Annotated in this window: 17 protein-coding genes and 1 other annotated feature; of the genes, 15 read left to right on the top strand and 2 right to left on the bottom strand. The window is 52.0% G+C overall.

Annotated features, from left to right (window positions below; translation table 11 throughout):
• Positions 1–53: 53 nt before the first annotated feature.
• From recD2 to EVJ23_RS06685, 14 genes are all read left to right on the top strand, one after another.
• Entirely contained in the window at positions 54–2,264 is a 2,211-nt protein-coding gene (recD2, locus tag EVJ23_RS06750; protein ID WP_201739225.1) for an SF1B family DNA helicase RecD2, read from the top strand.
• A gap of 310 nt (positions 2,265–2,574) precedes the next feature.
• Positions 2,575–5,217 carry an alanine--tRNA ligase gene (gene alaS / locus EVJ23_RS06745; protein ID WP_131465425.1) on the top strand — a complete coding sequence of 881 codons (2,643 nt, stop codon included), beginning with the start codon at positions 2,575–2,577 and terminating at the stop codon, positions 5,215–5,217.
• Between the two features lie 37 nt (positions 5,218–5,254).
• Positions 5,255–5,521: an IreB family regulatory phosphoprotein gene (locus EVJ23_RS06740; RefSeq protein ID WP_035386073.1), complete on the top strand. Its 267-nt coding sequence runs from the start codon at positions 5,255–5,257 to the stop codon at positions 5,519–5,521.
• A gap of 1 nt (position 5,522) precedes the next feature.
• Positions 5,523–5,945, top strand: coding sequence for a Holliday junction resolvase RuvX (gene ruvX, locus EVJ23_RS06735; RefSeq protein ID WP_070327649.1), 423 nt, complete (start codon positions 5,523–5,525; stop codon positions 5,943–5,945).
• Positions 5,946–5,958: 13 nt separating this feature from the next.
• Positions 5,959–6,255, top strand: coding sequence for a DUF1292 domain-containing protein (locus EVJ23_RS06730; RefSeq protein WP_024369916.1), 297 nt, complete (start codon positions 5,959–5,961; stop codon positions 6,253–6,255).
• A gap of 69 nt (positions 6,256–6,324) precedes the next feature.
• Positions 6,325–7,464: an endolytic transglycosylase MltG gene (gene mltG / locus EVJ23_RS06725; RefSeq protein WP_131465423.1), complete on the top strand. Its 1,140-nt coding sequence runs from the start codon at positions 6,325–6,327 to the stop codon at positions 7,462–7,464.
• A 66-nt stretch (positions 7,465–7,530) separates the two neighbouring features.
• Positions 7,531–8,172, top strand: coding sequence for an O-methyltransferase (locus EVJ23_RS06720; RefSeq protein ID WP_131465421.1), 642 nt, complete (start codon positions 7,531–7,533; stop codon positions 8,170–8,172).
• 16 nt (positions 8,173–8,188) lie between these two features.
• A complete protein-coding gene (gene udk / locus EVJ23_RS06715; RefSeq protein ID WP_070327647.1) occupies positions 8,189–8,827 on the top strand; it encodes a uridine kinase in 639 nt (212 codons plus the stop codon).
• Positions 8,828–8,890: 63 nt separating this feature from the next.
• Positions 8,891–9,364 (top strand): transcription elongation factor GreA, encoded by a 474-nt coding sequence (gene greA, locus EVJ23_RS06710; RefSeq protein ID WP_070327646.1) that lies wholly within the window; start codon positions 8,891–8,893, stop codon positions 9,362–9,364.
• Between the two features lie 56 nt (positions 9,365–9,420).
• Entirely contained in the window at positions 9,421–10,125 is a 705-nt protein-coding gene (gene mtnN / locus EVJ23_RS06705; RefSeq protein WP_131465419.1) for a 5'-methylthioadenosine/S-adenosylhomocysteine nucleosidase, read from the top strand.
• Between the two features lie 76 nt (positions 10,126–10,201).
• Positions 10,202–11,161 (top strand): beta-ketoacyl-ACP synthase III, encoded by a 960-nt coding sequence (locus EVJ23_RS06700; RefSeq protein WP_131465417.1) that lies wholly within the window; start codon positions 10,202–10,204, stop codon positions 11,159–11,161.
• The gene (gene fabF / locus EVJ23_RS06695; protein ID WP_071399481.1) at positions 11,158–12,390 is read left to right on the top strand and encodes a beta-ketoacyl-ACP synthase II; all 1,233 of its coding nucleotides are present in this window, start codon (positions 11,158–11,160) and stop codon (positions 12,388–12,390) included. The genes EVJ23_RS06700 and fabF overlap by 4 nt, the downstream gene beginning before the upstream one ends.
• Positions 12,391–12,456: 66 nt before the next feature.
• Positions 12,457–13,989, top strand: a complete 1,533-nt coding sequence (locus EVJ23_RS06690) for a peptide ABC transporter substrate-binding protein (protein ID WP_131465415.1) — start codon at positions 12,457–12,459, stop codon at positions 13,987–13,989.
• A 203-nt stretch (positions 13,990–14,192) separates the two neighbouring features.
• Positions 14,193–15,857 (top strand): peptide ABC transporter substrate-binding protein, encoded by a 1,665-nt coding sequence (locus tag EVJ23_RS06685; RefSeq protein WP_070327641.1) that lies wholly within the window; start codon positions 14,193–14,195, stop codon positions 15,855–15,857.
• A gap of 98 nt (positions 15,858–15,955) precedes the next feature.
• On the opposite strand, the gene trpS is transcribed toward EVJ23_RS06685, so the two are convergent.
• Positions 15,956–16,957, bottom strand: a complete 1,002-nt coding sequence (trpS, locus tag EVJ23_RS06680; RefSeq protein WP_070327640.1) for a tryptophan--tRNA ligase — start codon at positions 16,955–16,957, stop codon at positions 15,956–15,958.
• Positions 16,958–17,004: 47 nt separating this feature from the next.
• Positions 17,005–17,212, bottom strand: a binding site (T-box leader).
• A 45-nt stretch (positions 17,213–17,257) separates the two neighbouring features.
• The gene (locus EVJ23_RS06675; RefSeq protein ID WP_131440855.1) at positions 17,258–17,635 is read right to left on the bottom strand and encodes a DUF3899 domain-containing protein; all 378 of its coding nucleotides are present in this window, start codon (positions 17,633–17,635) and stop codon (positions 17,258–17,260) included.
• A gap of 273 nt (positions 17,636–17,908) precedes the next feature.
• Between EVJ23_RS06675 and EVJ23_RS06670 the strand changes: the two genes are divergently transcribed.
• The gene (locus EVJ23_RS06670; RefSeq protein WP_131465413.1) at positions 17,909–19,525 is read left to right on the top strand and encodes a peptide ABC transporter substrate-binding protein; all 1,617 of its coding nucleotides are present in this window, start codon (positions 17,909–17,911) and stop codon (positions 19,523–19,525) included.
• Positions 19,526–19,570: the final 45 nt, after the last annotated feature.

Raw genomic sequence — 19,570 nt, 5'->3', positions numbered from 1 at the left:
CGTTCGAACTCGGGCTATAATGGGGAATGGAAAACTAGCTGGAGGTGGCTCGAATGATAGCAGCACCTTACGAGTTGACAGGAAAAGTCATCCGCGTCCTGTTTCAATCGGAAGAAGAAGCGCATACCATTGCGCTCGTACGTATAAAAGAGAAAAATTTTGAGACAGACGAGACCGAAATGGTCATCGCCGGCGTCGGTGTCGGCATTGAGAAAGGCGAGACGTACAAAGCGCACGGCCGTCTCGTCGACCATCCACGGTTTGGCAAACAGATGAAAGCGGATTGGATCCGTCGCGTTGTCCCGATGACGAAGCGGGCCGCTGTCCGTTTTTTGACGAACGGATCGTTCCCAGGGATCGGCCAAAAGACGGCACAAAAAATCGCGGACACGCTCGGTGACGATTGTATCGACCAGATCGTCAAGCATCCCGATGTCTTATCGAAAATCGAAGGGTTGAAAGAAAAACAAGCCCGCGTCATCACCGAGCGGTTGAACGTCTTATACGGGGTCGACCAGCTGTTGCTGTTTTTAGCCCCGTTCGACGTGACCCCGCGACTCGCTTCGAAGATTCATAAAGAGTATGAAGGCCGCGCCATGGAGACGATTGAAAAGAATCCATACGCGCTCATGTATGACGTGCCAGGTATCGGCTTCAAGACGGCCGACGCCATCGCCGCTCACTTCGGGATTCAAGGCATCCATCCGGAGCGGATCGCGGCAGCGGTATTGTATGTGCTCGAACTCGAGCAAGGGAACGGACACTTGTTCGTCACGGCCGATCAACTCGCGAGCGAGATGCCGCGCATCATCGGCGGCGACCCGGGCGAGGCACTCAACGGCGCGCTCGAGACGCTCGTCAAGGATGAACGGATCATCGTCGAGGACGGTGTCGTCTATCATCCACGCATCTACCGGGCTGAACGAAAAGCAGCCGAAGAACTGGCCCGGATCATGTCGACATCGACGACGGAAGACGTCGATATGACGACGATCTTCGACGCGGTCGGCCGGGTCGAGGAGATGTTCTCGATCGAGTACGCCAAACAACAGCGCGAAGCGATCGAGCTCGCTTTGAAGTCCCCGCTCATGGTGCTCACCGGCGGACCGGGAACAGGGAAGACGACTGTCGTCCGCGGCATCATCCACGCCCTCAGCGACGTGTTCGATTGGAAACTCGAGCCGGTACCGAACCAACCGTTCCCGTTCGTCCTCGCCGCACCGACCGGCCGCGCCGCCAAGCGGCTCAGTGAATCGACCGGGCTACCGGCCTCGACGATTCACCGGTTGCTCAAGTTCGACGGCAGCTCATTCCAAGTCGATGACACGAACCCGCTCGTCGGCAAAGTGTTGATCGTTGACGAGGCCTCGATGATCGATATCTTCTTGTTCCGCAGCCTGCTGCGGGCCGTGCCGAACGGGATGAAGATCCTGTTCGTCGGTGACCGTGATCAACTCCCGTCGGTCGGACCGGGCCAAGTGCTCGCCGACTTGATGGCGACCGGCGGCATCCCTGTCGTCCGGCTCGACGTCGTCCACCGGCAGGCGTCCGAGTCGAGCATCCTGCGTTTGGCGCACGCGCTCAACGCGAAACAAATGCCGGACGACTTGCTCGCGGCGTTGCCGGACCGCCGGTTTTATACGGCGAACCAAGAGACGGCGCTGCAGGCGATCTGTCAGATGGCCGGCGCCGCACTGCGAAAAGGCTATTCGCCGTTCGACATCCAAGTGCTCGCCCCGACGTATCGCGGGGTATGCGGCATCGATGGGTTGAACGAGGCGCTCCAAAACGTGTTCAATCCGAAGTCGGCAGCAAGGGAAGTAAAACACGGCAATCGGACGTACCGGAGCGGCGACAAAGTGCTCCAACTCGTCAACAACGCCGAAGAGAACGTCTATAACGGTGATATCGGCGAGATCACGAACATCTTCTTCGCCAAAGAGAACGTCGACAAAGTCGATAAGATCTACATCCGCTTCGACCAGACCGAGGTCGAATACAACCGCAGCGAATGGGACCAGTTCACCCACGCCTATGCGATCACGATCCATAAGTCGCAAGGCTCCGAGTTTCCGATCGTACTCATGCCCGTCTTCTTCAACGGCGGCTTCCGCTCGTCGCGCAACTTGATCTATACGGCCGTCACGCGGGCGAAAAAGAGTTTGCTCTTGTTCGGCGACGTCCGGGCGCTCGAGGCGGCGACGCGGGAAGAAGAGCCGGTGCGGCGGACAAAACTCGTCGAACGGCTTGGCGGCAAGTCTTGACGTCTGGTTTCTGACATGTGATAATGACCAATAGAAAACTGAAACGATTAAAGACGATGAAGGAAATGAGTACGTCGTAACCGCCTCACCAGAGACATCTTCCTAGGCTGTGAGAAGATGGGGGTCGGTCGACTGAAGCTAGTCTGGAGTCCCCACTCACCCTGGGCGTCTCATCCGCGTTATCGGATGTTTCGAGGCACGGTAAATCCGTGCGAACGAGGGTGGTACCACGAAGCGATGCTTTCGTCCCTTTCCACAGGGACGGGCATCGCTTTTTTTTCGTTTCGTTCAGAATAAGGAGGAATTGTTGATGAAACCGCTCAAACCATTAACCGGCGCCGAGATTCGCCAAATGTATTTAGATTTCTTTAAGTCAAAAGGACACGCGGTCGAGCCGAGTGCCTCACTCGTACCGGTCGAGGACCCGACACTTCTTTGGATCAACTCAGGCGTCGCGACGCTTAAAAAATATTTTGACGGCCGCGTCATTCCGGCAAACCCGCGTATCGTCAACGCCCAGAAGTCGATTCGGACGAACGATATCGAGAACGTCGGGAAGACAGCGCGTCACCATACGTTCTTCGAGATGCTCGGGAACTTCTCGGTCGGTGAATATTTCCGCGAAGACGCCATCAAATGGGGTTGGGAATTACTCACGAGCGACGACTGGTACGGGCTTGACCCGGACTTTTTGTCGGTAACGATTCACCCGGACGACGAGGAAGCGAAACAAATTTGGCTCGAGTTAGGCGTTCCTGCTGACCGGATCATCCCGCTCAAAGAAAACTTCTGGGAGATCGGCGAAGGCCCGTCTGGCCCGAATACGGAGATCTTCTTCGATCGCGGCCCGGCGTTCGGTGACGACCCGACCGACCCGGAACTTTATCCAGGCGGCGAAAACGAGCGTTACCTTGAAATTTGGAACATCGTCTTCAGCCAGTTCAACCATGACGGTCACGGCAACTACACCGAGCTCCCGCGTAAAAACATTGATACAGGAATGGGACTCGAGCGAATGGCGAGTGTGCTTCAAGACGTGCCGACGAACTTCGACACCGACTTGTTCATGCCGATCATTCGCGAGACAGAAAAAATCAGCGGTGAGACGTATCGGGCTAACAACAGTAAAGACGTGGCGTTCAAAGTCATCGCCGACCACATCCGGACCGTATCGTTCGCGATCGGGGACGGGGCACTCCCGTCAAACGAAGGCCGCGGCTACGTGTTGCGCCGTCTGCTCCGTCGTGCCGTCCGTTACGCGAAGATGCTTGGGATCGAGCGTCCGTTCATGTTTGAACTCGTCGACGTCGTCGGCGACATCATGGTCGACTTCTATCCAGAAGTGAGTGAGAAAAAGGACTTCATCAAAAAAGTCATCAAGAACGAAGAGGAGCGCTTCCACGAGACGCTTCACGACGGCCTTGCGATCTTGAACGAAGTCGCGAAAGCACAAAAAGCAACTGGATCGAACGTGATCAGCGGAGAAGCCGCGTTCCGTCTATATGACACGTACGGTTTCCCGCTCGAGTTGACGATCGAATACGCAGAAGACCACAAGTTGACGGTCGATGAGGATGGATTCAAGCAAGCGATGAACGCACAACGTGAACGGGCCCGTACGGCACGTGCTGACGTCGAGTCGATGCAAATTCAATCCGGTGTCCTCGCTGACATCACGCTCCCGTCATCATTCGTGGGGTACACGAACCTTGAGTCTGAAGCGAAAATCGTTAGCTTGATTCATAAGGGCGAGCTTGCGGACGTTGTCGCGGCAGGAGAAGAGGCGCAAGTCATCCTTGACCACACGCCGTTCTACGCCGAGAGTGGCGGTCAGGTCGGCGACAAAGGCCGAATCGTCGGAACGGACTTCGTCTTGCGCGTCACGGGTGTATCGAAAGCACCGAACGGTCAAAACTTGCATACGGTCGTCGTCGATTCAGGGATCGCCAAGGCTGAGGTCGCGGTGACGGCTACGGTCGATAAAGACGAGCGCCAAGCGATCATCAAGAACCATACGGCGACGCACTTGTTGCACCGCGCTTTGAAAGATACGCTCGGTGAGCACGTCAATCAAGCCGGATCCCTCGTGACACCGGACCGTCTCCGCTTCGACTTCTCGCACTTCGGTCAAGTGACAGCGGAAGAACTCCAGTCGATCGAACGTCAAGTGAACGAGAAGATTTGGGCATCAATCGGTGTCGATATCGAAGAGATGAACATCGCCGACGCGAAAGCGAAGGGAGCGATGGCGCTGTTCGGAGAGAAGTACGGGGACGTCGTCCGCGTCGTCGCGGCCGGTGATTACTCGGTCGAGCTATGCGGAGGTTGCCACGTCGCCAACACGGCTGAAATCGGTTTGTTCAAAATTTTGTCTGAGTCAGGTATCGGGGCCGGGACTCGCCGGATCGAGGCAGTCACAGGCGCTGGCGCGTATGAAGTCATGAACCAACATATCGAGACGCTTGAAGCGGCTGCGAAACTGTTGAAGACGAAACCGTTCGAAGTGCCTACTCGCGTCCAAGCGCTTCAAGTTGAAATGAAAGAGACGGAACGCGCGACCGAGTCGTTGAAAGCCAAACTTGCGAACATCGAGGCGTCAACGCTCACGGATTCGATCGAGACGTACGGCGATGTTCAATTGATCGCCAAACGTGTCGACGGACAGGATATGGATGCGCTCCGGGGCATGGTCGACGAGTTGAAAGGAAAACTTGGATCAGCCGTCATCATTCTCGGATCAGCGAACGGTGACAAGGTCAACCTCGTCGCAGGTGTGACGAAAGACTTGAACGACCGCGGTTTCCACGCCGGGAAATTGATTAAAGAAGTCGCGACTCGTTGCGGTGGAGGCGGCGGCGGCCGTCCTGATATGGCGCAAGCCGGAGGTCGTGATGCGACAAAACTGGACGAAGCATTGAAGTTTGCTTCACATTACGTTCAATCACTGGCATAATAGAATGTGAAGTGCAAACGGAAAGAGGTGGATTCTTGTGAGCCAAATGGATCGCACGATGCAATTCAATTTTCCAGAAGATGATAATCGAGCCAATACTCGAGAGACACTGATCACGGTGTATCAAGCACTCGAGGAAAAAGGCTACCAACCGATCAATCAAATCGTCGGATACTTGTTGTCAGGTGACCCTGCCTACATTCCGCGTCATAACGATGCGCGAAACTTGATTCGCAAAATTGAGCGAGATGAACTGCTCGAAGAGTTGGTCAAATCGTATTTGAACGATCGGAAAGAGGACTAATATGAAGCGAGTTATGGGGCTTGATGTCGGTTCGAAGACGATTGGGGTCGCAGTGAGCGATCTCATGGGTTGGACGGCGCAAGGTGTGGAGACGGTCTATTGGACGGAACCCGACTTTGAACAGGCTGTTCGTTTGCTTCGACCGATTATCGAGCAGTACGATGTGAAAGAAGTCGTCGTTGGTCTTCCGAAGAACATGAACGCAACGATCGGTCCTCGGGGTGAGGCGTCACAGGCGTTTGCCGCCGCCCTCACCGAGGCGACCGGTTTGCCGACGGTTCTTGTCGACGAACGTTTAACGACGATGCAAGCGGAGCGGATGCTCATTTCAGCAGACGTCAGCCGTAAAAAGAGAAAGGCCGTCATCGATAAGATGGCAGCCGTCATGATTTTACAAAATTACCTGGATCGTCCAGGGAAATAAGGAGGAACTACGCATGGCAGAAATCCGTCGTGAAGAAGAAATGTACCGTATTCCAGATGAAAATGGAGACGAGCATTTATTTGCAGAAATTTTCCGTATGACGAGCGACCGTTCGAAAAAGACGTTTGTTGTCCTCGAACCAGTCGGTAACCCGGAAACAGAAGATGAAGATACAATCGAAGTTTACGCGTTTGAAATCGAAGAACTTGAAGATGGTGAGTTCATCTTGAAACTCGTCGAAGATGATGACGACTTTGAAGAAGTGATGGAAGCGTTCGACATCGTCAACGACGAAGTCGGATTAGACTAATAAATGGACGGGCGGCTAGGGTAAACCCTCGTCGCCCATCTTCATACAGAAGAACAGGGGAGAACACGCATGAACCATCCATCGATGCCTGATGAGAAGCGTGCGCGTAGCCGGATCGTTCGACGCATCACGGTTATTATCCTTGCTGTCTTTCTTCTTGTCATCGCCACGGGCGCCGCTGTCTCGTATGCATTCGTAAAGCGGTCACTTGAGCCGATCGATCCCGCTTCGTCCGAAACGGTCGAAGTCGAGGTTCCGCTCGGTGCAGGCTCAGGTTATATTGGCGAACTACTCGAAGAGAATGGACTTGTGAGGAATAGCACGATTTTCCGTTTATACACACGGTTTAAAAATGAGTCATCGTTCCAAGCGGGGACGTATACGCTGTCGCCGTCACAGTCACTTGACGAGTTGATCGCCACGCTGAAGACGGGTAAAGTGATCGTCGTACCTGACATCAAACTCGTCATTCCAGAAGGATTCACAATCGATCAAGTCATCGCGCGGCTCGCCAACGTGGCTGAAATTCCAAAAGAAGAGATTTCGGCACAGCTGAGCGATCAGGAATATATTCGTTCACTCGTTGCCGAACACGAGATGTTGACCGAAGAAGTGTTAGCAGAGGGGATTTATCATCCGCTCGAAGGCTACTTGTTCCCGGCCACGTATGAGTTCGACAAAGGTGTCACGCTCACACAAATCATCGATGAGATGCTTAAGCCGACCGAACAGCTTTATCTCGAGTATGCTGATACTGTCGAGGCGTCAGGACGTACGTTCCACGAGACGCTCGCCCTCGCTTCCGTCATCGAAAAAGAAGCGGTATCGACAGAAGACCGTCAAGAGATTGCCGGCGTGTTTGAGAACCGGCTTGCGGACGGGATGAAGTTGCAGTCCGACCCGACCGTTTGGTACGGAACGGGTGAGACGTCAATTTTCACGTCGTTCAATGATTTGCAAAACGATTCACTGTATAACACATACCGTTACGCAGGGATCCCGATTGGTCCGATTGCCTCGGTCAGTCGTGATGCGTTCGTAGCGACGCTCAACCCGAACGATACAGACAACGTTTATTTCTACGCACGGCCGCCTCGCGAAGGTTTCCCTAGCGGAGAAGTTCTGTTTGAAGTGACATATGAGGCACATCAACAGAACGTCAACAAATATCGCCCCGAATGGGAAGCGTTCGAAGAAGCGAACAACTGATAGATATGCGACCGGAGGCCTTGGCTTCCGGTCGTTTGAATGAATAGAGAGTAAGAGGTGTAAGACGTGGAACATTCATCCTATGAAGGATACGTGGAGGACTTGATTTTAAACCGGTCACCGCTCTTAGCGGAGATGGAAGAGTTTGCGCGCGTTCATCACGTGCCGATCATGGACTTGACCGGCTCAGAGGTGTTATTATCGTTACTCGCGATGCAACGGCCGCAGCGTATACTTGAAGTCGGGACGGCGATCGGATACAGTGCGATCCGCATGGCTGAGCTGTTGCCAGAGGCCGAGATCGTCACAATCGAACGCAACGCACGTCGTTACGAGGAAGCGCTCGGCTTTATCGGACGGTCGGACGTCTCGGACCGGATCACCGTCATTCACGGCGATGCGGTCGAACTGATTGGGTCGATCGAAGGACCGTTTGATGCGGTTTTCATCGATGCAGCCAAAGGCCAATATCAAAAATTCTTTGATGGGTATGGCGCTTTAGTACCAATTGGTGGTACTATTTACAGCGATAATTTGTTTTTGAGAGGAGACGTCCTGCTCGAAGACGTGTCAGTTCTTGACCGTCGGAGACGCCGGCTCGTCCGTCTCGTAAAACAGTTTACTGAGCAATTGATGGCACGGACCGATTATCACACCGCGATTTTGCCTCTCGGTGATGGCCTAGCAATCAGTCGTAAATTACGATGAGGAGGATTTAACTTTGATGCAACATAAACCCGTCATTATCGGCGTGGCCGGTGGGACTGGATCTGGAAAGACGACCGTCGCCCGTGCACTCGTGGATGCGTTCAAAGGACAATCGGTCGTCATGATCGAGCAAGATGCCTACTATAAAGACCAGTCAGAAATGACGATGGAAGAGCGATATAAGACGAACTATGACCACCCGTTCGCATTCGACAACGATTTGTTGATCGAACAGATCAAGCAGTTGCAAAATCATCAAGCGATCGAGAAGCCGGTTTACGATTATGCGGCCCATACACGTTCGGACGAGACGATTTTGATCCAACCGGTCGACGTCGTCATCGTCGAAGGGATTTTAGCACTCGAGGACGACCGTCTTCGTGAGTTGATGGATATTAAAGTGTTCGTCGACACAGACGCCGACGTCCGGATTTTACGCCGGATGCAACGCGATCTTAACGAGCGGGGACGCTCGATCGATTCGGTCGTCGCCCAATATACGAACGTCGTCCGTCCGATGCACTTGCAATTTTGCGAGCCGACGAAGCGTTACGCGGACATCATCGTCCCTGAAGGCGGCGAGAATTTTGTCGCCATCGATCTGCTCGTGACGAAGATCCGCTGGGTGCTCACGGAACGCAATCGGGCCTACTAAAATAAATCGTTTTCAATTCTGATTTGCTGTAATATACTAGGAGACAATGAAGGAGTGACGGATATGGCTGAAAAGCAACATTACATGACGTTAGAAGGACAAGACAAGATTGAACATGAATTGAATGAACTGAAGACAGTGCGCCGTAAAGAAGTCGTTGAAAGTATTAAGATTGCCCGTGACTTCGGAGACTTGTCTGAGAACGCTGAGTACGATGCAGCGAAAGAAGAGCAGGCTATGGTCGAAGGACGCATCGCACAACTTGAGGAGATGCTTCGTAACGCCGTCATCATCAAAGACGACGGTGCGGACAATTCAATGGTCGCAATCGGGAAAACGGTGACGTTCTTCATTCAAGCAGACAATGAAGACGAAACATATACAATCGTCGGCAGTGCCGAGGCTGACCCGTTCACCGGGAAAATCTCGAACGAATCACCGATCGCGAAAGCGCTTCTCGGTCGTACCGTCGGAGACGTCGTGAACGTACAGACACCTGGTGGCGACATGGTCGTCGAAATTAAAGAAATCAAATAATGACAAAAAGAGCGGCATCCAATTGGAGGTCGCTCTCTTTCTGAGGAGGCTATCACATGAAAATCGGAATCATCGGGGCGATGGAAGAAGAAGTGAACTTGCTTCGTAACGAATTGACAGAACGGACGGATACTGAGATTGCGAACTATCACTTCTATGAAGGATACCTTGGCAACGTCAAGGTCGTCATTTTAAAGTCAGGGATCGGAAAAGTGAACGCGGCCATCGGGACGACGCTCTTGCTCGACAAGTTCAAACCAGACGTCGTCATCAACACCGGTTCTGCCGGGGGCTTCAAGAAAGGGATGAAAGTCGGAGACGTCGTCGTCTCGACGGAAGTCCGCCACCACGATGTCGACGTGACAGCGTTCGGCTATGAGTACGGCCAAGTCCCGGGCATGCCTGCTGCGTATAAAGCGGACGCGCACTTGGTGGACGTCTGTAAGGAAGTCATTGAGAGCTTGCACGATGTGAACGTCCACACCGGGCTGATCGTCACAGGGGACTCGTTCATCAACGATTCAAAACGAGTCGCGGAAATTTTAGGACACTTTGATGGTGTCGCAGCCGTTGAAATGGAAGCGGCCCCGATCGCCCAGACGTGCCACCAGTTCGGAGTGCCGTTCGTCGTCACACGTTCAATCTCAGACAGCGCCGACGAAGAGGCGAACTTGTCGTTCGATGAATTTTTAGAGACGGCATCGATCAACTCGGCGAAAATGGTCATGGCGGTCACGAAACGGCTCGGACAAAGTGAATAATTCGAGAGGGATGCGTTGACATCCCTTTTTCATTCCCTTATATTAGTACCAGATACTAAGAATAGGGGTTATAGCTATGAACATTGGAATCATCGGCATCGGTTCGTTCCTTCCGGATAACCGGGTCACGAACGTCGATTTGGAAAAACGTATGGATACGAGCGACGAATGGATTCGGACCCGGACCGGGATCGAGGCGCGTCATTTGGCCGATGCGGACATGTCGGTAGCGGACATGGCGACTCGGGCCGCTAAACGGGCGCTTGCGAGCGCAGGGGTTGTGATCGAGGACATCGACGCGATCGTCTGCGCGACGGCGACGGCACCATCATTCCCGGCGACAGCTTGTCTCGTCCAAGCGAACTTAGGCGCGAAACGCGCCGTCGCATTTGACGTCAGCGCCGCCTGTAGCGGCTTCATCTTCGCGATGGATACGGCGAAGAGCTTGATGCAGTCGAAAGGCTTTAAACGTACACTCGTCATCGGAGCCGAAAAGATGGGCAATTTGATCGATTGGGACGACCGCTCGACTGCCGTCTTGTTCGGTGATGGCGCAGGTGCTGTCGTATTGGGGGAAGATGACGTCGCGGCAATCGATTCGATCGTTCTTGGGAGCGATGGTACGGGTGGGAAGTTCTTATATGAGAATGCAGATGGTAAAATCGTCATGAACGGGCGCGAAGTGTTCAAGTTCGCGGTCCGGAAAATGCCGGACATCGTGTTAGAGGCGCTTCATCAAGCCGGTAAAGACATTGCCGACATGGACGTCTTAGTCCCGCATCAAGCGAACCGCCGCATCATTGACGCGGCGATAGAGCGGTTAGGGCTCGCTGAAGACAAAGTAGTCGTCACGATTCAAGACCATGCGAACACATCGGCCGCCTCGATTCCGCTCGCGCTTGCTGAAGCGGTTAAAATCGGGAAGGTCACGGCCGGACAAACGGTCGTCATTGCCGGCTTTGGTGCCGGGCTCACTTGGGGAGCGAGCTGTCTCACATGGAATAACGCTAAAATCACGGAGGAGATTTGTTCATGAAACGAGTAGTCATTACAGGGTTAGGTGTCGTATCACCGTTAGGCAATGATGTCACAGAAATGTGGGGTCGGCTATTGAACGGGGACAATGCGGTCGATACGTTGACGAAGATTGATATTAGCCAGTACCCGGCGAAAGTCGGCGCTGAAGTCAAAGAATGGAATATCGAGCATTTGGTTGAGCCAAAAGAAGCTCGGAAGATGGACTCGTTCATCCAATACTCAATTTTAGCAGCGGACGCCGCACATCGGGATAGCGGTCTAGATGTGACAGCGATGGCGGACAAAGTCGGGACGTGGATCGGGAGCGGCATCGGCGGCGTCGAGACGATCGATAAACAAGCGAGCATCTTGCATGAACGCGGACCACGCCGAATCAGCCCGTTCTTCATTCCGATGATGATCCCGAACATGGCGAGCGGCCAAGTCTCGATCTACCTCGGGGCGAAAGGACCGAGCAACTGCTCGGTGACGGCTTGTGCTTCGGGCACGAACTCGATCGGCGAAGCGTTCCGGGTCATTCAACGCGGCGATGCGCTCGCGATGTTCGCAGGCGGGGCCGAAGCACCAATCACTCCGTTGTCGTTTTCAGGGTTCTGTGCCAATAAAGCGCTATCGACGAACCCAGATCCGGCGACGGCATGCCGTCCGTTCGATGCAAATCGTGACGGGTTCATCATGGGCGAAGGCGCAGGCGTCCTCGTTCTCGAAGAATATGAGCACGCGAAAGCGCGCGGTGCCAAAATGTATGCCGAAGTCGTCGGATACGGGATGAGCTCGGACGCCTACCATATCACGGCACCGTCACCGGAAGCGGAAGGCGGGTCGAAAGCGATGAGTGAAGCGATGCGTGACGCCGGAATCGCGCCGGAAGACGTCCAGTACATTAACGCCCACGGGACGAGCACACCACTAAACGATATGTTAGAAACGAAAGCGATCCGCAACGTGTTCGGGGAACATGCTGATCAGCTCGCCGTCAACTCGTCGAAATCGATGATCGGGCATTTGCTCGGTGCTGCGGGCGGCGTCGAAGCGGTCATCACGGCGTTGTCGATTCATGAGGGTCAGATTCATCCGACGATCAACTGTGACGAACCGGCAGAAAACTGTGACCTTGATTATGTTCGAGAAGGAAAGCGGGAACTTGATATTCAGTACGCACTGAGCAATTCACTCGGCTTCGGGGGCCATAATGCGACACTCGCATTCGCAAAAGTGACAGACTGATTGTAGAAAAATAGGTTAAAAACGGGTAGGGTATAAGGGTTGGTCTAACAGAAGGGAGAATGCCGAATGAAACGTTTTATCATCGGTGCCGCCTTGTTGGGTTCAGTCCTTATACTTTTTTTGATCATTTGGAACGGACAACGCGAGCAGGCACGTGAACTAGTACCGCAAGAAGAACAAGTCGTGACGATCCACGGGGAGACGTTACCGGAGCAACCGAACACGTTACTCGCCATCGACCCGAGTTCCCAGACGATATTGTCTCATGTCTATGAGGGATTGTATCGCTTCGGGGCGGACGGTGAAATTGAACCGGGTCTCGTCGAGAAATTGACCCGGTCAGAGGACGGTGCGACGTACACATTCTCGCTAAAACCGAGTCAGACGGTGGGCGGTAAGGCGGTGACCGCCGAGACGTTCGTCGACCATTTCAGAAAACTCGCGGATGACGATACGAACTCACCGTTTAGTTTCTTACTTGAAGATGTTAAAAATGGAAAAGAAATCAGTCTCGGAACAGCCGAGCCGGAGACGCTTGGTATCAAAGCGATCGATGCGCAGACACTCGAATTGACGCTCGAACGACCGATGGAAGGGTTCGAGGAGATTTTGGCAATGCCGGCGTTTCTTCCGCAAACAGCCATCGGGGCTTGGCCAGAACTCGATGCGAACGGACCGTTTCAAATCGAATCGATCGATGCGGCCCAAGTGACGCTGACGAAAAACGAATCTTATCACGACGCTGATAATGTGACGCTCGAGCGCATCATCATGTGGGCGGACGAAGCGCTCGGGACGGAAGCAACGGGCATTCACCCGCTTCCTTATGGGACGGAAGAAAGCGTGATCGACTCACTTGAAAGTGAAATCATCGATGTACCTCGGAGCGGTGTCTTCTATTTGAAATCGAACGTCGATGAATATCCGTTCGATGACCCTGACTTCCGCCGGTCGCTCGCGATTGCGCTCGATCGAGAGGCGTTCAAAGACACACTCGCCCGCGCCGAACAAACGACGGACCGGTTGCTCGTCACAGACGGCAGTGCGCAAGACGTCTCGTTTGAAGAAGATGCGTCTAGTTTGTTCGAGTCGGTCAAAGAGCGCTACGAAGAAGAAACGATTGACATCGAATTACTCAGCTTTGTCGATGAAGAAGCGAGACAAATCGCCGAGACGATTGAAACCGAACTTGAAAAACTTCCGGGGCTGTCTGTTTCCATCACTGAACTGCCGCTCGGTGACAAAGTTAGGAAAGAAGTCGCAGGTGACTATGCGCTGTCGCTGTCTGGTTGGCAACCGGATTATCCGGCGTTCAGTGCTTATTTGACTCAATTTGAAACAGGAAATTATTTGAATTCGAGTGGTTATAAAGACGAGACGTTCGATCGGCTGATGGAGGAGGCACGCTCGACTGAGGTACTCGAGGCGCGGAACGAAGCGTATCGTCAAGCCGAAAAACGCTTGTTGGAAGAGGCAGTCGTTATTCCAATCTACCAAGCTGGAAGAACTTACGCGGTCGATTCCACCTATGCGGAAATTGGATTTCCGGTCATCGGTCCTTCGTACGTCCTAACTTTTTCAAAAGTTTATAAAAAATGAGCTAAAAGCCCGTCTCCCTAGGCGGGCTTTTAGCCTATGGTAAAAATTTTTTAGAAAAATCAAAATAAATACTTTGCAAAATTATCAGAATATTGTATTATTGCATCAACGGGATTGTGGTAACAAATTTTGTAAAGTTAACTTTCAGAATTTTCTACCATCGTTCATTTCGTTAAAACGAAAATAATCAGGGGGTCATCGTAATGAATAAGAAAAAAGGTTTTGCATTAGCAACGTCGGTAACGCTTCTATCTAGCGCGTTCCTAGCAGCTTGCTCGGGTGGGGAAGAAGAAACAACGACAACAAACGGAGACGGAGGTTCAGAAGGTAGTGCAGATGAAGCGCAAGTCCTCAACTTGCTCGACAGTGCAGACATTCCTTCACTTAACCCAACTCTCGCGACTGACGCAGTATCGTTCAACGTCTTGAACAACGTTAACGAAGGTCTCTACCGTATGGACGAAGAAGACAACCCAACACCAGGGATGGCTGAGTCACACGAAGTTTCTGAAGACGGTAAAACGTACACGTTCAAAATCCGTGAAGGCGCAACTTGGTCTAACGGTGAGCCTGTAACGGCAAACGACTTCGAATACGCTTGGAAAGAAGTACTTAATCCGGACAACGGATCACAATATGCTTACGTCATGTCTGTCATCGAAGGCGCTGAAGCTTACAACACTGGCGAAGGCGAGCGTGACGCGGTCGGCGTTACAGCAACTGACGATCAGACACTTGAAGTTAAATTGACAGCACCAGCTGAATACTTCCTTGGTCTCACAAGCTTCGGCGTATTTATGCCTAAACTTGAAGCGTTCGACGCAGAACAAGGCGAGAACTTCGGTACGTCTGCAGAGACGACGCTCTACAACGGACCGTTCAAACTCGAAAGCTGGGAGCGCGAGCAAGGCTGGAAAATGGTCAAAAACGACGACTACTGGGATGCTGAAGCCGTCAAACTCGACGAAATCGACGTTAAAGTCGTTAAAGAAGTTTCAACGGGCGTCAACTTGTACGAAAACGGCGACGTTGACCGCACTGGTTTGACTTCTGAACTCGTTGCTCAATACCAAGACAGCGAAGAATTCTCGACTGTCGTTGAACCGACACTCTTCTACCTCCAGTTCAACACTGAAGTTGAAGCGTTCGACAACCAAAATATCCGTAACGCGATCGACCGTGCTTACGATAAAGCAGCAATCTCTGAAACGCTTCTCGCGAACGGTTCAGTACCTGCGAACTACCTCGTGCCGAAAGACTTCGTAACAGGCCCAGACGGTGCAGACTTCCGTGACGCTAACGGCGACATCGGTGGTTACAACGTTGAAGAAGCACAAAAACTTTGGGAAGCAGGACTTGAAGAGCTCGGGACAGATTCTGTCGAAATCGAACTCCTCAACTACGACTCAGAGTCTGCGAAGCAAATCGGTGAGTTCATCAAAGGTGAACTTGAGAAGAACCTTCCAGGCATGACGCTTACGATCAAGCAACAACCGTTCAACAACAAACTCGACCTCGAGAACAAAGGTGACTTTGAGCTTACATTCGCAGGCTGGGGACCTGACTACCAGGATCCAATGACGTTTGTTGACCTCTTCGTAACTGACGGACCATACAACCGTGGTAAGTGGTCGAACGAAGAATTCGATGCACTCATCGAATCTGCGAAAGCGAACACAGATGCTGAAGCACGTTGGAAAGAGCTTCAAGATGCAGAGAAAATCGTTCTTGAAGAGAACGCGATCTCGCCAGTTTACCAACGCGGATCAGCTCGTCTCACGAAGCCGTACGTTAAAGGAATCGTTGAACACGGGTTCGGCGCTGACTACTCGTACAAGTGGGCATTCATCGAAGGCAAAGAGCAATAAGCAACATTCACCAGAAAGAGACAGGGACGCCTGTTTCTTTCTTTTTTTGTGTTCTTCCATAAAGAAGCCGCCCAACGCATGCGTTGGGCGGCTCTGGCTTATTTTTTCACTTTGGCACGTTTTCGGCTTAAGCCCATCGCTTTCTCGATCTTGGCGAGGTTCTTGTTCGCGACTGCTTCGGCTTTCTCACGGCCGACATCAAGGATCGCATCAAGCTCTGACGAGTCGACGAGTTCGTGATAGCGCGCTTGAATCGGTTCGAGCATGGCGACGACCGCTTCGGCGACGTCTTGCTTGAACGTTCCGTAGTTCGAGTCTGCGTATTGAGTCACGAGATCTGTTATCGAAGTACCCGTCGACAACGAGTAAATCTCGAGCAAGTTCGAGATGCCCGGCTTATTCTCCCGGTCGAAGCTGATGACGCCGCTCGAGTCCGTGACGGCGCTCTTGATTTTTTTACGGATGACGTTCGGTTCGTCAAGCATCGAGATGAAGCCTTTAATGTTCGCGTCCGATTTCGACATCTTCTTCTCGGGGTTCGTCAAACTCATGATCCGAGCCCCTTCTTTTTGAATGAGCGGCTCAGGAATCTTGAACGTCTCATAATAGCGTTTGTTGAACCGTTCGGCCAAGTCGCGCGTCAGTTCGATATGTTGTTTTTGATCGTCACCGACCGGCACGAGCTCTGTCCCATAAAGTAGAATATCCGCCGCCATGAGTGTCGGATAGATGAACAGCCCGGCCCCGACGTTATCGCTACCTTGCGATTTATCTTTGTACTGCGTCATCCGACCGAGTTCGCCCATCCCAGCGATACACGTCAACATCCATCCGAGTTGGGCGTGCGCTTTTACTTCTGACTGGACGAAGATCGTTGCCTTCTCAGGGTCAAGTCCGCAGGCGAGATAGAGCGCCGCCAGCTTGCGGGTGTTGTCCATCAGCTCGACGCGGTCAAGTTGGACCGTGATCGAGTGAAGATCGACGATACAATAGTACGCGTCATGTTCTTCTTGAAGATCGACGAATTGTTTCATCGCCCCTAAGTAGTTACCGAGCGTCACAACGCCGGTCGGTTTAATGCCTGAAAATATCGTTGCCATGCCTACACCTCCATAAAATATAAAAAACCGCAGTTCTCCGCCCGAAAAATCGGGACGAATAACCGCGGTGCCACCCAAATTTGCATGAAATCATGCCACTTGATCGCGTTAACGGGCGTAACCGTCTCACCGTACTACCATTCAGGTGAGCCACTCTGAAGTCCATTCGCTTGAACGCTCTCCGTCTACTCGCAGCAACGTAGACTCTCTGGGGGAGAGGGAGTTCGAGGTACTTGTCTTCTTCCTTGTGTTTCCTATGTTCTGCATTTAGTTTAGCATATTGGTGGAAAAACAAAAAGGTCAAACGAGGGTGATGACGTATGACAGGATCACACTGCCAATCCCGACGTATACCCAACGCCAAGCCGACTGTTTACGGGCGGAACGTTCTTCTTTCATCTCGTCGTCGTCTTTTTCGTCTTCTTCATAATCGGAATCGATTTCCTTTAGTTTGGCGCGGCGATTTCGTTTAAACCCGTACATGATCCCGTCGAACAATCCTGAAGCGCTCATCTGTGAGAACATCCCGTACGCGAAGACGATCATGCCGGCGACGAACAAGCCGCCACTCAAATGAAACGCGAACGATTCCGCGCGGTAATACGACACATACGACCAAACCGTATAGGCAATTGTGACAATTCCCCAAACGATTAATATACTTCTAAAATTTTTCAATGTGACAAACTCCTTTCAACGTGATGACGCCAATTTATCACGTTTGCTTATGGTTCTATGATACGCGTAGTCCCGCTATTATGGCGAGAAGGAAGTTTTTTTAAATGACAGCGGTTTATTCCATAGTTGACAGTTTGATTAAAAATTTTTTACAATAGCCCTAACGTTCTTTCGTCGGATACTTTATGTAATATTCAGAAAATTAAAGAAAAAGAGTAAGATGTTAGTCCGACGGAATGCTAAGCTTCACGAGATTAGAAAGGGGACATCGCAATGAAGAAAAAATCGATTTTGCTAATGATGACACTCATCTTAGCGCTCGGTTCAGTGCTCGCCGCTTGCTCGACTGGCGGAGACTCTGACGGCGGTTCGTCTTCGAACGGAGACAAAGTACTTCGTTTGACGGACACGTCTGACATTACTACAGCCGACCCGGCGCTCGCAACGGACGCAGTCGCGTTCAACTTGATCGCCAACACAATGGAAGGTCTTTACCGTCTTGATCAAGAAGGGCAAGCCGTTCCAGCCATCGCTGAAGGAGAGCCGGAATTGAACGAAGACGAAACCGTCTACACGTTCACGCTTCGTGACGCCGAATGGTCGAACGGTGAGCCGGTCACAGCGAATGACTTCGTTTACGCTTGGCAACGTGCCGTGGACCCAGAAACTGGTTCGCAATATGCGTATATCATGAACACGGTAAAAAATGCCGAAGCAATCAACACGGGTGACCTTCCTAAAGAAGAACTCGGTGTGAAAGCAATCGATGAGAAAACGCTAGAAGTTACACTCGAGCGTCCGGACCCATCGTTCGTCTCACTCACATCGTTCGGTACGTTCACACCGATCAATGAAGCGTTCGCAACTGAGCAAGGAGCGGACTTCGCAAAAAACACAGAGAACCTTCTCTACAACGGTCCGTTCACATGGTCAGAGTGGGATCGTGAACAAGGCTATGTCTTGACGAAAAACGATACGTACTGGGATGCCGACAACGTCGCTCTCAACAAAGTAGACGTTCGTGTTGTCAAAGATACGTCAACGGTCGTCAACTTGTATGAAGCAGGCGATGTTGATTACGCAGGCCTCGCGTCTGAGCAAGTCGCTGCTTTCCAAGAAGACGAAGACTACAACACAGGACTTCGTTCAGCGATCGGTTACTTCAAGTTCAACCATGAAGATGAAGTATTCGCTGATGTGAACGCACGTAAAGCAATCGCTCGTGCCGTTGACCCGGCCGGTATCATCGACCAACTGTTGAACAACGGTTCAATCGCAACGACTTCGTTCATCCCGAAAGAATTCATCAAGTATGAAGACGGAACGGATTACACAGAAGGCGTCCAACACTTCGAGACAAACACTGACGAAGCAGCAACGCTTTGGGAAGAAGCAACTGGTGGCGAAGCGACCACAATCGAATTGCTTTCATTCGACAGTGAAGTTTCAAAACAAATCTCAGAGTACATGAAAGGCCAAATCGAGTCGAACTTGCCGAACGTAACGGTCAACATCTCGCAACAACCGTTCAACAACAAGCTCGAACGCGAAGCGAACGGGGACTACCAGATGTCATTCGCCCTTTGGGGACCTGACTATCAAGACCCGCTCACTAACCTTGGCATCTTCACGTCAGACAACGGTCAAAACGACATCAAGTACAAGTCGGCAGCATACGACAAGTTGATCGATGAAGCTTCGGCTGAAACAGCGATCGATGCTCGTTATGACAAATTCAAAGAAGCAGAAACGCTCTTGATCGAACAAGACCAAGCAATCATGCCGATCTATCAGGCCGGTGTCGCTTACTTGATTCGTCCGAACATCGAGAACTTCAACCGTCAACTTTTCGGTGCTGATTACCAGTACAAATACGTTGATATCAACTAAATAGGAGAGGGGACATGCGCAAGCATGTCCCCACTTTTCTAAAAA

Origin of the sequence: Exiguobacterium sp. SH1S1 (assembly GCF_004337245.1) — a bacterium.
Classification (GTDB): Bacteria; Bacillota; Bacilli; order Exiguobacteriales; family Exiguobacteriaceae; genus Exiguobacterium; species Exiguobacterium aurantiacum_A.
The sequence above is the reverse complement of the archived record's forward strand: the minus strand, read 5'-3'. Positions and strand labels throughout refer to the sequence as shown.